The 14,670-nt window shown below is 71.2% G+C and carries 13 protein-coding genes; 8 read left to right on the forward strand and 5 right to left on the reverse strand.

Annotated elements, in window-relative coordinates:
* The first annotated feature begins 157 nt into the window (after positions 1-157).
* A complete protein-coding gene (locus I0C86_RS20430; RefSeq protein WP_196202866.1) occupies positions 158-1,147 on the forward strand; it encodes an Acg family FMN-binding oxidoreductase in 990 nt (329 codons plus the stop codon).
* A 55-nt stretch (positions 1,148-1,202) separates the two neighbouring features.
* On the opposite strand, the gene I0C86_RS20435 is transcribed toward I0C86_RS20430, so the two are convergent.
* Entirely contained in the window at positions 1,203-1,859 is a 657-nt protein-coding gene (locus I0C86_RS20435; RefSeq protein WP_196202867.1) for a DoxX family membrane protein, read from the reverse strand.
* A gap of 313 nt (positions 1,860-2,172) precedes the next feature.
* On the opposite strand from I0C86_RS20435, the gene I0C86_RS20440 reads away from it, so the two are divergent.
* The gene (locus I0C86_RS20440; RefSeq protein ID WP_196202868.1) at positions 2,173-2,811 is read left to right on the forward strand and encodes a response regulator; all 639 of its coding nucleotides are present in this window, start codon (positions 2,173-2,175) and stop codon (positions 2,809-2,811) included.
* 3 nt (positions 2,812-2,814) lie between these two features.
* Here I0C86_RS20440 and I0C86_RS20445 read toward each other — a convergent pair whose 3' ends face one another.
* Together I0C86_RS20445 and I0C86_RS20450 are read right to left on the reverse strand one after the other, a co-directional pair.
* The gene (locus I0C86_RS20445) at positions 2,815-3,612 is read right to left on the reverse strand and encodes an N-formylglutamate amidohydrolase (RefSeq protein WP_196202869.1); all 798 of its coding nucleotides are present in this window, start codon (positions 3,610-3,612) and stop codon (positions 2,815-2,817) included.
* Positions 3,613-3,691: 79 nt separating this feature from the next.
* Positions 3,692-4,609 carry a dihydrodipicolinate synthase family protein gene (locus I0C86_RS20450; RefSeq protein ID WP_196202870.1) on the reverse strand — a complete coding sequence of 306 codons (918 nt, stop codon included), beginning with the start codon at positions 4,607-4,609 and terminating at the stop codon, positions 3,692-3,694.
* 70 nt (positions 4,610-4,679) lie between these two features.
* Here I0C86_RS20450 and I0C86_RS20455 point away from each other — a divergent pair, with 70 nt between their 5' ends.
* A complete protein-coding gene (locus I0C86_RS20455) occupies positions 4,680-5,582 on the forward strand; it encodes a LysR family transcriptional regulator (RefSeq protein WP_196202871.1) in 903 nt (300 codons plus the stop codon).
* A gap of 75 nt (positions 5,583-5,657) precedes the next feature.
* Here I0C86_RS20455 and I0C86_RS20460 read toward each other — a convergent pair whose 3' ends face one another.
* Positions 5,658-6,095, reverse strand: a complete 438-nt coding sequence (locus tag I0C86_RS20460) for a cold-shock protein (RefSeq protein ID WP_196202872.1) — start codon at positions 6,093-6,095, stop codon at positions 5,658-5,660.
* A gap of 268 nt (positions 6,096-6,363) precedes the next feature.
* On the opposite strand from I0C86_RS20460, the gene I0C86_RS20465 reads away from it, so the two are divergent.
* From I0C86_RS20465 to I0C86_RS20480, 5 genes are all read left to right on the forward strand, one after another.
* Positions 6,364-6,639, forward strand: coding sequence for a GlsB/YeaQ/YmgE family stress response membrane protein (locus tag I0C86_RS20465; protein ID WP_196202873.1), 276 nt, complete (start codon positions 6,364-6,366; stop codon positions 6,637-6,639).
* 200 nt (positions 6,640-6,839) lie between these two features.
* Positions 6,840-7,856, forward strand: a complete 1,017-nt coding sequence (locus I0C86_RS20470) for an NAD(+)/NADH kinase (RefSeq protein WP_196202874.1) — start codon at positions 6,840-6,842, stop codon at positions 7,854-7,856.
* A gap of 378 nt (positions 7,857-8,234) precedes the next feature.
* Positions 8,235-11,912 (forward strand): CARDB domain-containing protein, encoded by a 3,678-nt coding sequence (locus I0C86_RS20475; RefSeq protein ID WP_196202875.1) that lies wholly within the window; start codon positions 8,235-8,237, stop codon positions 11,910-11,912.
* A 231-nt stretch (positions 11,913-12,143) separates the two neighbouring features.
* Complete coding sequence (locus I0C86_RS43575) at positions 12,144-12,860, forward strand: transporter substrate-binding domain-containing protein (RefSeq protein ID WP_230394477.1); 717 nt, start codon at positions 12,144-12,146, stop codon at positions 12,858-12,860.
* Complete coding sequence (locus I0C86_RS20480; RefSeq protein WP_323373749.1) at positions 12,857-13,891, forward strand: cation diffusion facilitator family transporter; 1,035 nt, start codon at positions 12,857-12,859, stop codon at positions 13,889-13,891. The genes I0C86_RS43575 and I0C86_RS20480 overlap by 4 nt, the downstream gene beginning before the upstream one ends.
* 93 nt (positions 13,892-13,984) lie before the next feature.
* Here I0C86_RS20480 and I0C86_RS20485 read toward each other — a convergent pair.
* Positions 13,985-14,670 (reverse strand): streptophobe family protein (locus I0C86_RS20485; RefSeq protein ID WP_230394478.1); only part of this gene is annotated, 686 nt, incomplete at its 5' end.

Raw genomic sequence — 14,670 nt, forward strand, 5'->3', positions numbered from 1 at the left:
GCACCTGCCTCAGCGAAACGAACACCGGCGGTCGGAAGGCGCGAGCCGGGGCGGGCCACCGGGCCGAAGGTCCCGGCGCCCGGGGACGTTGGCCATTGTCGGCGGCCAGTCGACGGCGCGAGGCTTGAGCGTCGGACCGACCCGAAGGATGGCGACGATGAACCAGGACAACGCCGAGGATCAGAGCGTGGTCGCCCTCGCGACCGCGGCTACGGCGGCCGGATACGCACCGTCCGTGCACAACACGCAGCCGTGGCGGTGGCGGATCCTCGCGGACCGGCTCGAACTGTTCGCCGACCGCAGCAGGCAACTGACTGCGGCCGACCCACCGGGCCATCTTCTGCTGATCAGCTGTGGAGCGGCGCTGCACCATGCCCGGGTCGCCCTCGCCGCGCAGGGCTGGACCGCCGAGACGGATCGGCTACCCAATCCCGCCCAGCCTGATCTCCTCGCCCAGGTTCGGCTGACCGGCAGGACGCCGGTCACCGCGGAGGCGAGGCGGCTCGCGCGGACCACACGGGTCCGGCACACCGACCGGCGGCCCGTCAGCGACCAGACGGTGCCGGCAGACGCACTGCGTGCCATCGGGAAAGCGGTGTCCACCGATGCGCGTATCCAGCTGCTGTCGGACGACCAGATCCTCGAACTGGCGGCTGCGGCGTCCCGGGCCGGCGCGACGGAGGGTGCCGACCCGGGGACTCGCGAAGAACTCGAATACTGGACCGGACGGAACCGGCCGGCGGGCGCCGGCCTGCCGGCAGAGGTGCTTCCCGAGCGCGAGCCGGAGACAACCGTCCCCGGCCGGGACTTCGGCCGGCCCGGAACGCTGCCGATCGGCCCCGGACATGATCGGACCGCTGTCTACGCCGTGCTCTACGGTGACGGGGACGATCCACGAGACTGGCTACGCGCCGGCGAGGCGCTCTCGGCCGGGTGGCTGCGGGCCACCGAACTCGGGGTGTCCGTAGTACCCCTCAGCGGCGTCATCGAGGTGGCCAGCACCCGACAGACCCTTCGCGTCCTGCTGGCCGGTCTCGGCCACCCCTACCTGGTGCTCCGACTCGGGATCGCCGCTCCGGAACACGCCGGCCCGCCACACACTCCGCGGCTGCCGACGGCACAGGTCATCGACACCCTCGACGCCTGAGTCCCGCAGGGCCGGCACGCCCTGGTGGCGTGCCGGCCCTGCGGGTTCCCGCGTTCTACGTGAGCCAGGGCAGTCTCTTGACCAGTCTGGTGCTGGTCCACCATCGGCCGAGGCCGAAGGTGGCGCCGGCGCCGGCTGCGGCGATCCCGATGAGCAGCACGGCCAGGACGAGGTGGTCGTCGATGACCGGGTTGGTCTCGGGGGGCAGCACGACGGTGTACATCATGGTGAGCATCAGGGCGCCTGCGGCGGCGGCGATCCGCATCCCGATGCCGAGGAGCAGGGCCACGCCGATTGCGGCCAGGCCAACCATGAAGGCGAGGTTGGCGAACGCCGTACCGGCCAGGTCATGGTAGAGGCCGGCGAACGGCCCCTCCGCCCCGGACAGGAAGCCCTTCGTGGGGTTCCCGCCGTCGATCCAGCCCTTAGCGTCCGGGGTCGCGTAGCCCATGCCGAACAGTTTGTCCACGAACGCCCACAGGAAGATGACCCCCATTCCGATGCGGGCGCCGAACCAGGAGTACGTCGCCACTGCGCGGGCGGTGGCGCCACCACCGGTCGACTCGGCACCAGTCGTGCCGATGGACTCGCCGCCGGTGCTCCTCGCACCGACTGGACCGGTGCCCGGAGTGCGGACACTCCGCGCCACCGATCCGGTCTCCGGCGCATTGCGGTAGGCGGCGTCGATACGCGGGGGAACGATGGCGGTCATTGCATCCTCCGATTCTGTCGCCGACCCGGTCGGCCGGCGTTCAACTACAGTTGACCGCCAACGACGCGGCGCCAGTAGGCCCACAGGGCACCCGTCCGGCGGGACCAAATCCCTCCTCCCGGGGGACCTCGGCCCTACTCGGAGGTCCTGCGGTCGGCAATCCCGATCACCTCGTCGACCTCGCGGATCGGCTACGGCCAGCCTCGTTGCCCATACCCGGTCCGGATGGAAGTGGGCCCGGGTTCCCGTCCGTCCGCTGGTAACGGGACCTTCGGCCCTGTGCCCTCCGAGGACCAGCCGGTACAAAAGAATGATGATCCGTGTCTTCCTCCTCGACGACCACGAGGTTGTCCGCCGTGGCCTGGCCGACCTGCTGCACGCCGCCGGTGATATCGAGGTGGTGGGCGAGTCGGGGTTGGCGCGTGAGGCCACGACGCGTATCCCGGCGTTGCGGCCGGATGTGGCGATCCTCGACGCGAGGTTGCCCGACGGCAGTGGAATCGACGTGTGTCGGGACGTCCGTACCGTCGACTCCTCGATCCGGGGCCTCATTCTCACCTCCTATGAGGACGATGAGGCGCTGTTCGCCGCGATCATGGCTGGCGCCGCCGGGTACGTGCTCAAGCAGATCCGTGGCACCGACCTCGTCGACGCGGTCCGCCGGGTGGCGGCGGGCCAGTCACTGCTCGACCCGGCGGTGACCCAGCGGGTGCTGGAGCGGATCCGCAACGGCGTCGAGCAGCCGCGCGAACTGGCGACGTTGACCGAGCAGGAGCGCCGGATCCTGGGACACGTCGCCGAAGGGCTGACCAACCGCGAGATCGCCGCGAAGATGTTCCTCGCGGAGAAGACCGTGAAGAACTACGTGTCGAGCCTGCTGGCGAAGCTGGGACTGGAACGTCGTACCCAGGCCGCTGTGCTGGCCACCCGGCTGCTCGGCCAGCGCTCGTAGACATCAGCTGCGGGCGTCGACCGCATCGACGAGCGTCGCCAGGGCGCTTCCCAGGGTGGCGAGTCCGCCGGTGGCCGGTCCGCCGGGCTCGACCAGGTAACGGTCCCGGCGGATCTCCACCATCAGCGCGTGTACCCGACGGTCCCGGCGGTAGTGCCGCAGCGGTACGTAGCAGCCCGCGAAGGGCGAGTCGACCTCGACGTCACCGTGGCCGGCGAAGGCCTGCCGGGCGGCCGACAGCAGCCAGCCGGGCGTGTGGTCCGGGTCGGTTCCCAGGCAGATCGCCGGCCGTGCGGCGGCACCGATCTCGTACGGCAGCCGCGCGCTCGGATACGAGTGGACGTCGACGATGGTCGCCCGCCCCGTCGAGGTAAGTCGGGCGTCCACGAGGTCCGTCATCGCCCTGCTGTACGGCCGGTACCAGCGGTCCAGCAGCTCCTCCTCGGCGGCCGGTTCGTCCTCGCGCAGCGGTCGGCCGTCGCTGGTACGGGTGTAGACCGCGCCCATCCCCACCGCCCGCATCGACTCCCGGTCGTCGGGGAAGCGCTCGGGGTCGACGACCAATCGGGACAGCAGGTTCACGAACGTCCACGGCGTACGCCCGGCGGTCGCCGCCGCTCGGGCCGCGACGAGGTCGGTCTGCGCGTCGGTCATCCGGTCCAGTTCCGCCTCCAGTTCCGGGTCGTCGAGCAGCAGCCGTCGCCGCACGCTCGGTGGGATCAGCCGCCCGGCGTGCGGAACGTGCAGGATGACGCCGCTGCCGGCGGCGCCCGCCCGGATCTGGAAGCCCGCCTGCATCATCGACCTCCCTGCTCGGCGGCACGTCGATCCGGAGCGGGGCGGCCCCGGCATGTGCACCCCTGTCCGGTCCGTGGCGCCGTCACCCGGCGACGGCCGGTTCGGGGGGCGCCGCCGGGCGGCCGGTACTGGGCGACGTCAGCGCGTCGAGGTGGGCGTACGCCGTCGCGGTGGTGTCCGGCCCGGCGGCCAGCAGTGGCAGTCGTACCGCCGCGCTCGGAATGCGACCCTCCGCGTGCAGCACCGCCTTGATCACCGTCGGGTTCGGCTCGGCGAACAGGGCCGTCGACAGGACACTGAGCCGCCCGCCCAGTGCTCGGGCGGCGGCGACGTCACCGGCCTGCCACAGCGCGATCAGCCGGACGTACTCGGCGGTGGCCAGATGCGCCGACGCCACGATGCCGCCGTGCGCGCCGAGGGCGAGCAGGGCCGAGAGAAAAGTGTCTTCGCCGCCGAGGATCGCCAGGCCGGCGGGCGGGTCGGCGAACAGCGCGACGGTGTCGGCGTTGACGCCGTCCGGGGAGTATTTCAGGCCCACCACGCCGGGCAGTTCGGCCAGCCGCCGGAGCGTCTCCACCGGCAGGTACTGGCCGGTCCGGCGTGGCACGTCGTAGACGACGATCGGCACCGGACTTGTCGCGGCGAGGTGGGCGAAGTGGGCGAGCACCCCGGCCGCGCCGGGGCGGACGAACGACGGCACCAGGCTCAGCGCGGCCACCACCTCCGGCCGATCGGCCAGCCCGCGCAACGCCTCCGGGCTGTGCGCGCCGACCAGCAGCTGCGCGCCGCGTTCACGGCAGGCCCGCGCGGCCACCTCGACCACCACGTCCTGCTCGGCCACGGTGAGCGAGCCGGGTTCGGCGGTGGTGCCCAGCGCCACCAGACCGCTGGCCCCGGCGTCCAGCAGCTGGTGCGCCAGGCTCTCCAGGGCGCCCCGGGCCACCGCCCCGGAGTCGTCGAACGGGGTGATCAACGGAACGTACAGGCCGGTCAGCGTCATGGCCCCAGCGTCCCCCGGAAGACGAGAAAGAACCAGTTCACGTTCCTTCACCAAAACGTAAGCTGAGCTGATGCTTGACGTACGCCGGCTCCGGCTGCTGCGCGACCTGGCCCAGCTCGGCACCATCGCCGCGGTCGCCAGGGCCCACGCCTACACCCCGTCCGCCGTGTCACAGCAGCTCACTGCGCTGCAACGGGAGGCGGGCGTCCCGCTGCTGGAACACAGCGGCCGAAGTGTCCGGCTCACCCCCGCCGGAGCGGCGCTCGCGCGGCACAGCGAAACGGTGCTCGCCGCCCTGGAGGCCGCCACCGCCACCCTGGAAGCCGCTCGCGCCGGCCTGTCCGGAACCGTCCACATCGGCGCCTTCCCCAGCGCCGTACGCACACTGCTGCCCCCGGCACTGGTCGCGCTGGGCCGCGACCATCCCGGACTCGACCTGATGGTCACCGAACTCGATCCGGTGGCGGTGCCGGACGCGCTACGGAACCGGCGCCTGGACGTCGCCCTGCTGCACGACTACGACATCGTGCCGATCGCACCCGACCCGGCCCTGGACTCGACGGCGCTCCTCGACGAGACGGTCTTCCTCGCCGTACCCGACGACGGCGCGGACCCCGACCCGGCCGATGATCCGATCGCGGCCGCCCGAAACGCCTCCTGGATCGTCGGCAGCCCCGGCACGCTGTGCCACACCGTCGCCGTTCGGGTCTGCCACACCGCCGGCTTCGCCCCCAGGATCCGCCACCACGCCGACGACTTCATCGCCGTGCTCGCCCTGGTCGCCGCCGGTCAGGGCGTCGCACTCGTACCGCAGCTCGGCGCGACCCAACCGCCCCCCGGGGTACGGCTCCGGCCGCTGACCGCCCACCGACGTACCCGGGTCGCCTACCGGCAGGGCGCCGCCGACCATCCCGCGACAGCCGCATGCGTCTCCGCCCTGCGTACCTCCACCGACGCGTTCCTACGCTCCTGAACCTGCCCCACCGACAGTGCCGGTACCGTCGGGATCGCCGCACGGATGAACCCGGACCTGGTCACCGTACGGCGATCAGGCCTCGATCCAGCCGTGTGACCGGGCGAGGTCGAGGATCCGCTGGCGGATCTGCAGGATCTGGGCGCCGGTCAGCGACGGCACGTGCTGGAGGAGTGTCTCCGTCACCTCGGTGGTGAACTCCCGGGGCGCGAGCACGTCGCACATCCCGTCGTCGTCACCCGCGACCGCCGTCCTGAAGCGCCCCTCCGAACCGGCCGCGACGGTGTCCGAGCGGGGTGCCGCCGCCCCCTCCACGATCCGGACCGTGGCGACCTTCAGCCCGCGGTCGCCCTCCTCCACCTCGTACTCGACCTGCATCCCCGGATGCACCAGGTGCCGCTTCTCCCCGAAGTCGTTCGCGTGGACGAAGACGTCTTCCCCGCCACCGAACGGTGCGATGAATCCGTAGCCCCGGACCTCGTCGAAGCGCAGAACCTTACCGACCGCCACCACAACCACCACCTACAACAGGAACGCCAACAAAGACAGGCCAGGATCCCCGCCGGCCGCCGTTCGCCGTCCGAGACGGCGACCAGGGCGGCCCGGTCCCAGCCCGGTCACGATACCGCCCGGCCGCACTCGGACCCACCCCTAACCTCGCGGCCCACCACGCACGGGACGGGTAGGGCGTACGCGCAGTGCCGGGACAGGAACGTTTCGGCACGCGACGCGGAGGGCAAGTCCCTGGGCGTCGCACCCTCTCGAGGCTTGGAGGCATCAGATGGCCGTCGGCGGCATTATCTCCGCGATCATCGTGGGTCTGATCATCGGCGCGCTCGGACGCCTGGTCGTACCCGGAAAACAGAACATCCCGATCTGGCTGACCCTGCTGATCGGCGTGGTGGCCGCCCTGCTGGGCACGGCCATCGCCCGTGGCGCGGGCCTGGCAGATACCGACGGCGTCGACTGGATCGAGGTCCTCATTCAGGTAGCGCTCGCCGCGCTCGCTGTCGCCGCCGTTGCCGGCTTCTACGGCAGGCGGCACATCACACGCTGACCGACCCCCCTCCCGTCACGGCGGCACGCTCCTCCGGGAGCGTGCCGCCGACGCGGATGGATCAGGCATGCTCATGGAGGCAGTAGCCGGGACGCCGACCGGATCGTTCACCGCCCGAGGGCCGCGGTACGCGGTCACCGCAGGCGCAGCCGGCCCTCTCCCGGAGCATCCGGTCAGGCGGTGAACACGAGAGAGCGGGCATGACAGGCAACCGGATCGGCTTGGTGGTGCACGAGGGACGGGCGGCGGCGGTGGAGGCCGCCGGTGCCGTCCGTCGTTGGGCGGCGGCGCACGCCGTCGAGGTCAGCGCCATCGACGTGTGGAAGCGGGACCGGGAACGGTGCTACCGCCGCAACGCGGGCGAGGAGGCCGAGGCGGCCGGGCATCCGTCGCTCGTCGTTACGATCGGCGGGGACGGGACGTTCCTCCGGGGCGCTCGGATCGCGGCCAAGGACGGCGTACCGGTGCTCGGCATCAACGTCGGCCGGGTGGGGTTCCTGACCGAGGTCGAACCCACCGAGATCGACACCGCGCTGGACGCGTTCTTCTCCGGCAACGTCCAACTCGACAGGCGGATGATGCTCACGTTGTGCGCCTCCCGGCCGTTGGAGATCCCCGAGGACATGCAGGCGCTGCTGCGCTACGGGCGTGGCCCGCTGCTACCGCCGCCGCCGTCGCTGCCCCGGACCCCGGACCCCGACCACCAGCCGGGCGTCGCCCTCGACATCACCGCGCTGAACGACATCGTCCTCGAGAAGCTCGCCCGCGACCGGCAGGCCAGCCTCGGGGTGTACCTGGACCAGACGCTGTTCGCGTCCTACTCCGCCGACGCCCTGGTGGTCGCGACCCCGACCGGCTCCACCGCCTACAACTTCGCTGCCGGCGGCCCCATCCTGTCCCCCCGGCTGAGCGCGCTGGTGTTCACCCCGGTCGCCCCGCACATGGTCTTCAACCGCAGCCTCGTACTGGCCGCCGAAGAGGCGGTGACGGTGCGGGTGCTCGACCAGTCGGGCCAGGTCGCGGTCAGCGTGGACGGCCAACTGCGCGGCGTACTCGATCCCGGGGACTGGGTGACGATCCAACCCGCGTCGCAACTGGCCCACCTGGTACGCCTGCGCACCTCGCAGTTCTACTCGCGGCTGCGCGAGAGGTTCTCGCTCGCCGACGCCCCCGCGGCGGTGGCCGACAGCCGTACCCCCGACACCGCGGACGGCTGATCGACGGTGGCAGTACCCGTCAGAAGTGCGGGTCCAAGCCGCTGCTGATGTTGGTGAGGTAGTTGCCGAGTTTGTAGTAGCCGCGCACGTAGTCGCCGGGCCAGAGCTGCTGAGCGCCGCGCGTCGCTTTCTACTCATCCATGCGAATGTGTTGACGTCTTCGTAGCACCTCGGTAATACTTGCCCCCAACGTGCTGAAAGATTACGACAAAGCCGTGCCCGATTAGCTACTGGAGCACGCAAGTTCCCGAAGTCGCTCCTTCGGGTCGTCCGCGCCGACGTCGCGCCGCGCGTTCCTCCCATCGCCACCGCGCCCGCCCCGACCATCGACTCCCGGTTCCACTCGCCACGGATCCCCTCCGCACAGGAAGGACAGTGATGGAACGACCGAACCTGATCAGGGTGGCGGCGACGACAGTCGCGGCCACCCTGATCGCCGCCGTGGGGTGGCCAACCGTTGCGACCGCGGCCGCCGGACCCGATCTCCCGGTCGAGAAGGCCCCCTCGGTGAGGCCGGACGGCGCGCGGATCGCGGCCACCAATCTCGCCCTGGGCCGGCCTACCCGGGAAAGCGGCCACGCCGACGTCTACGACTCGTCCCGGGTCGTCGACGGCGACCAGGGCACCTACTGGGAGAGCGTCAACAACTCCTTCCCCGAGTGGGTACAGGTCGACCTCGGCTCGTCGATGACCGTCGACAGCGTCGGACTGAAGCTGCCGACCTCGGGCTGGGCCACCCGCACACAGACGCTGAGCGTGCAGGGCAGCACCGACGGAACCTCGTTCAGTGACCTCGCGCCAGCCCAGACCCACACCTTCAACCCGGCCACCGGCAGCTCGGTCACGGTCAACTTCAGCCAGGCCGCCGCCCGCCACATCAGGATCAACATCACCGCGAACAGCGGATGGCCGGCAGGGCAACTGGCGGAACTCGAGGTCTACGGCGCGGGAAGCCCGACCGACACCGCCGCGCCGACCACCCCGGGCACGCTGTCACACAGCAGCTCGGGCAACACCATCACGCTCAACTGGGGTGCCTCCACCGATTCCGGCGGCAGCGGCCTGGCCGGGTACAACGTCTACCGGGCCGGCAACCTGGTCGCGACCCTGGGCACCGTACTCACCTACCAGGACACCCAGCCGCCGTCGGCGACCGTGTCGTACCACGTCCGCGCGCGGGACGGCGCCGGCAACCTGTCCGGCAACAGCAACACCACCACCCGGACCGGTACGCAGCCACCGGGCTGCACCAACGTGGCGCAGGGCAGACCCATGGCGGCCAGCGGCTCCACCTTCACCTTCACCCCGGAGAAGGCGAACGACGGACAGCTCGGCACGTACTGGGAGGGCGCGGCGGGTTACCCGCAGACCCTGACCGTCTCGCTGGGCGCGAACCACTCGATCACGGCGGTGAACGTCAAGCTGAACCCGGATCCGGCCTGGGGCACCCGTACCCAGAACTTCCAGATCCTCGGCCGCGACCAGGCCGCGACCGCCTACACCAACCTGGTGTCCGCGTCGAACCACCAGTTCGTCCAGGGCGACAACGTGGTGGCCGTTCCGGTCGCGGCGACCACCTCGGACGTGCAGTTACGGTTCAACTCCAACACCGGTGCCCCGTCCGGCCAGGTGGCCGAACTGGAGGTCTGCGGAACCCCCGCACCAAACCCCGACCTGGTCGTCAACGCGTTGAACTGGACGCCCGCGTCGCCGAACGAGGCCACCGCCGTCACCCTCTCGGCGACGGTGCAGAACGTGGGGTCTGCAGCGGCCGGCGCGACCACGGTCAACTTCAGCCTGGCCGGCACGGTCGTCGGCAGTGCTCCGGTGGGCGCGCTGGCCGCCGGCGCCTCGACCACGGTCTCGCTGGGCGCCGGAACCCGGCCGACGGGCAGCTACAGCGTCTCGGCGGTGGTCGATCCGACCAACACGGTCGTCGAGCAGAACAACGGCAACAACAGCTTCACCTCGGCCACGCCCCTGGTGGTCGCCCAGGCCCCCGGCCCCGATCTCCAGGTGCTGGGCATCAACTCCAACCCGCCGAACCCGGCCGTCGGGGCGGCGGTCACCTTCACCGTGGCGGTGAACAACCGTGGGACCGCCGCGACGGGCGCCACCACGGTCACCCGGGTCCTGGTGGGCGGCACCACGCTCAACACCGACACCCCGCCGATCGCCGCGGGCGCGACCACCACCGTGGCGATCACCGGCAGCTGGACCGCCACCAGCGGCGGCGCCACCGTCACCGCCACCGCCGACGCGACGAACGCCGTCGCGGAGACCAACGAGGCCAACAACGTACGCACCCAGTCGATCGTCGTCGGGCGCGGCGCGGCCGTGCCCTACACCGAGTACGAGGCCGAGGCCGCCAGCTACCAGGGCACGCTGCTGGAGGCCGACCCGAAACGCACCTTCGGGCACACCAACTTCGCCTCCGAGTCCTCGGGCCGCAGGTCGGTACGCCTGAACAGCCAGGGACAGTACGTCGAGTTCACCTCGACCAGCCCGGCGAACTCGATAGTGGTCCGCAACTCCATCCCCGACTCGGCGGGCGGCGGCGGCACCGAGGCCACGATCAGCCTGTACGTCAACGGCACCTTCACCCGCAAGCTGACCCTCTCCTCCCGCAACAGCTGGCTGTACGGGCTGACCGACGACACCGAGAGCCTCTCGAACACCCCGCAGGCGAACGCGCGCCGGCTGTTCGACGAGTCGCACGCGCTGCTGTCGCAGTCGTATCCGCCCGGCACCAGGTTCCGGCTGCAACAGGACACCGGCGACAACGCGTCGTTCTACATCATCGACCTCGTCGACCTGGAGCAGGTGGCGGCGCCACTGAGCCAGCCCGCCGGATGCACCTCGATCACGACGTACGGAGCCGTCCCGAACGACGGGGCCGACGACACGGCCGCCATCCAGCGCGCGGTGACCGACGACGAGAACGGCGTGATCAGCTGCGTCTGGATCCCGGCGGGCCAGTGGCGGCAGGAGCAGAAGATCCTCTCGCCGGACCCCACCCGGGGTCAGTTCAACCAGAAGGGCATCCGCAACGTCACGATCCGTGGCGCCGGTATGTGGCACTCGCAGCTGTACACGGACACCGAACCGCAGAACGTGGTCGGCAACATCAACCATCCGCACGAGGGCAACGTCGGCTTCGACATCGACGACAACACCCAGATCTCCGACATCGCGATCTTCGGGATGACGACCAACCGGGCCAACCGGGGACACGGCATCAACGGCCGGCTCGGCCGGAACACGAAAATCAGCAACGTCTGGATCGAGCACGTCAACGTCGGTGCCTGGGTCGGCCGCGACCACAGCGACACGCCGGCGTACTGGAATCCGGGTGACGGCATCGAGTTCACCGGCATGCGGATCCGGAACACGTACGCCGACGGCATCAACTTCGCCAACGGCACCCGCAACTCCCGGGTGTTCAACTCGTCGTTCCGGACCACCGGCGACGACGCCCTGGCGGTCTGGTCCAGCCGGTACGTCAGGGACACCTCGGTGGACATCGGACACGACAACCACTTCGTCAACAACACGATCCAGCTGCCCTGGCGGGCGAACGGCATCGCGGTCTACGGCGGCTACGGCAACACGATCGAGAACAACCTGATCTACGACACCGCGAACTACCCCGGCATCATGCTGGCGACCGACCACGACCCGCTGCCCTTCTCCGGGCAGACACTGATCGCCAACAACGGGCTCCACCGTACCGGCGGCGCCTTCTGGAACGAGGCACAGGAGTTCGGCGCCATCACGCTCTTCGCGGCCAGCCGGGACATCTCCGGTGTCACCATCCGGGACACCGACATCCACGACTCGACGTACGACGGCATCCAGTTCAAGACCGGCGGCGGCAGCATGCCCGGCGTCGTGATCAGCAACGTCCGGATCGACAGGTCCAACAACGGCGCCGGCATCCTCGCCATGGGCGGTGCCCGAGGCAGCGCGACGCTGACCAATGTCACCATCACCAACTCGGCCACCGGCAACATCGTGATCCAACCGGGGTCGGGTTTCGTGATCAGCGGGGGTTGACGGGAGGAGGCCCGCCGGCCTGAGCGCCGGTCGGGACGGGCCGCCGCGCCTGACGGGCCAGGTGGCGTGCTTCCGGTGGACGACGTCCGTCGGAAGCACGTCGCCCGGCCCGTCGTACGTGGACGACTCGAGGTCGCCCGGACGGTACCGGAACGCCGGTCCTGGGTAGAAGGAGCCCGTGGTGGACGCCGCCCGGGGACGGCGTCGCCCCGAGGAACCGGAGGAGGTCCCATGCGACGCCTGGCCGCACTGCTCGCCGTCACCGGGCTGCTGGTCGGGGGCTGTCAGTGGCCACGGGACACCGCCGGCACCCTGGACGACGTCCGGGACGGGGTGTTGCGGGTCGGGATCACCGACAACCGACCGTGGACCCGGGTGGCCGGCGACGGCATGGTCGACGGCGCCGAGGCGCGGCTGGTCGAGCGGCTCGCCGAGCAGCTCGGGTCGCGGGTGGAGTGGCATCCGGGTGCGGAGTCGGCCCTGATGCCCGCGCTCCACGACCGGGTACTGGACCTGGTCGTCGGCGGTCTGGCCGCCGACGCTCCGTGGACGCGGGAGGCGTCGCTCACCCGGCCCTACTTCACCACCCGGACCGTGGTCGCCGCCCCCGCCGACCTGGCGGTGCCCGCCGACCTCGCCGGGGTACGGGTCGCCGTGCCGGCCGGCACCGCGGAGGTCGCGGCGCTCGCCGCCGAGAAGGCGATCGTGGTACCCGTCGCCGACGCGACCGCCGCCGGCGGGCTTCCGGTCGTGGTCGGGGAATGGCGGATCGGGGAGCTGGGCCTGCGTCGCACCTCGCACGAACTCGGCAGCCACGACCATGTCTGGGCGGTGCCGCCGGGCGAGAACGGCTGGCAGGTCGAGGTGGAACGCTTCCTGCTGGCGCTCTCCTCCGACGAGGTCGAACGTCTGCTCGTGGCGGCCGAGACCACCGGGACCACGCCGTGAGGTTCTACGACCGCTTCGAGTTGCCGGCGGACAAGGCGGCACTGCACCGCCGGGCGGTCCGGCTCGAATGGTGGACCATCGCCTTCTTCCTCGGCGCCGTCACGCTGCTGGCGCTCACCCTCGGCCAGTCGCAGGCGATGAAGGCGGCCTGGATCGAGGACATGCTCGGCCTGGTGCCGCCGGCCGCGTTCCTGATCGCCGCCCGGTTCCGGAACCGGCGCCCCAACGACCGTTTTCCCTACGGGTACCACCGGTCGGTCAGCGTGGCGTTCCTGGCGGGCGCCGTCGCCCTGCTCGGCCTCGGCGGATACGTCGTCTACGACTCACTCGCCCGCCTGATCGCCCGCGAGCGACCGCCGATCGGGCTGATCGAGCTGTTCGGGCACCGCTTCTGGCTGGGCTGGCTGATGATCGCCGCGCTGACCGTCACGATGGTGCCGGCGATCCTGCTCGGCCGGGCGAAGCAGAAACTCGCCCGGCAACTGCACGACAAGGTCCTCTACGCCGACGCCGAGATGAACCGGGCGGACTGGCTGACGGCGGGCGCGGCCGCCCTCGGTGTCCTCGGCATCGGTGCCGGACTGTGGTGGGCCGACGCGGTGGCCGCGCTGGTCATCGGCGGCGACATCCTCCGCGACGGGATGCGTACCACCCGGGGGGCGGTGGCGAGCCTGATGGACAACCGCCCCCGCACCGTCGACGAGCGCCGTCCGCATCCGCTGCCGGGCGAACTGCTCGACGCGGTCCGGGACCACGACTGGGTCGCGGACGCCTGGGTACGGCTGCGCGAGGAGGGACACGTCTTCGTCGGCGAGTTGCTCGTCGTACCCGCCGCCGGCACCGACCGGCTCGTCGAACGGCTGGAGGAACTCGGCCGCTGGTCCCGGAACTTCGACTGGCGGATACACGACCTGGTGGTCGCGCCGGTCAGCCGGATCGAGGTCGACCGGAGCACCGCCACGGACGCCACGACCGACAGCGGTGCGGCGTCCCTGCCCGCCCGCATCTCGCGGACACCGGCGGCCGGGTAGCCCGACGGCACGACCTGAGCGGAGGTCAGCGGGCCAGCCGGGCGGCGGCGACGAGGACCCCCACGCCGAGGGCGTACCGGGCGGGTACGCCGATCACTGCGGTACGGGTACCTGCCGACGCGTACGTACCCGCAGCAGTTCGACGATCAGGCCGCCGAGGAAGCCGGCGGCCGCGCCGGCCAGCAGGCCGGCCAGGAACGACGGTGCGGCGCTGCCGCCGAGGTTCAGAGTGGCGTCGCTCATGTTGAAGCCGAAGACGTCCACCCCGACCTCCGCCGAGACCCCCGACACCGCGGTCAGCACGGGCAGAAGGAGCGCCAGGAGGACGCCGAGGGTGACCGCCGGGCCGAGGCTGCGACGGACGGACCCGGGCGCCGGACCGGCATCGCCGACCTGCTGACGCGGGGTACGCGCCGCGGCGAGAATGCCGCATCCGAGCAGGACCAGCCCGGAGATGACGACCGGGAGCAGCCATACCGGACGGTCCATCCCGGAGAGCGAGTCGAGCGAGAGTGACAGGCCGCCTTCACCGGTGGGCAGCCGCTTCTGCAGGGCGGGCAGGATGCGGTCGCCGACAATCCCGCCGGCGTCGAGCCGCCAGGGCACCCCGATCCCCACCGTCAGCAGGACGACGACCAGATTGGGCAGGCCGAGCAGGACGCCGGCGGCCACCCTGTCGCCGTTCGGTGTGGCGATCCCGAGGACCAGGGCGGTGAGGAGGCCGAGGAGCGTGATGCCCACGGCGGCGGTCGCGACCGCCGACACGGTCGGACGGAGGG

Origin of the sequence: Plantactinospora alkalitolerans, assembly GCF_015690345.1 — a bacterium.
Lineage (GTDB): Bacteria > Actinomycetota > Actinomycetes > Mycobacteriales > Micromonosporaceae > Plantactinospora > Plantactinospora alkalitolerans.

What these genes read in the sequence shown, in the direction of transcription:
- I0C86_RS20450 (WP_196202870.1), bottom strand. Translation starts at nt 4,609, where the DNA reads ATGACGCTGACCGGCCTGTACGTTCCGTTGATCACCCCGTTCGACGAC.
- I0C86_RS20445 (WP_196202869.1), bottom strand. Translation starts at nt 3,612, where the DNA reads ATGATGCAGGCGGGCTTCCAGATCCGGGCGGGCGCCGCCGGCAGCGGC.
- I0C86_RS20465 (WP_196202873.1), top strand. Translation starts at nt 6,364, where the DNA reads ATGGCCGTCGGCGGCATTATCTCCGCGATCATCGTGGGTCTGATCATC.
- I0C86_RS20455 (WP_196202871.1), top strand. Translation starts at nt 4,680, where the DNA reads ATGCTTGACGTACGCCGGCTCCGGCTGCTGCGCGACCTGGCCCAGCTC.
- I0C86_RS20435 (WP_196202867.1), bottom strand. Translation starts at nt 1,859, where the DNA reads ATGACCGCCATCGTTCCCCCGCGTATCGACGCCGCCTACCGCAATGCG.
- I0C86_RS20440 (WP_196202868.1), top strand. Translation starts at nt 2,173, where the DNA reads ATGATCCGTGTCTTCCTCCTCGACGACCACGAGGTTGTCCGCCGTGGC.
- I0C86_RS43575 (WP_230394477.1), top strand. Translation starts at nt 12,144, where the DNA reads ATGCGACGCCTGGCCGCACTGCTCGCCGTCACCGGGCTGCTGGTCGGG.
- I0C86_RS20475 (WP_196202875.1), top strand. Translation starts at nt 8,235, where the DNA reads ATGGAACGACCGAACCTGATCAGGGTGGCGGCGACGACAGTCGCGGCC.
- I0C86_RS20430 (WP_196202866.1), top strand. Translation starts at nt 158, where the DNA reads ATGAACCAGGACAACGCCGAGGATCAGAGCGTGGTCGCCCTCGCGACC.
- I0C86_RS20470 (WP_196202874.1), top strand. Translation starts at nt 6,840, where the DNA reads ATGACAGGCAACCGGATCGGCTTGGTGGTGCACGAGGGACGGGCGGCG.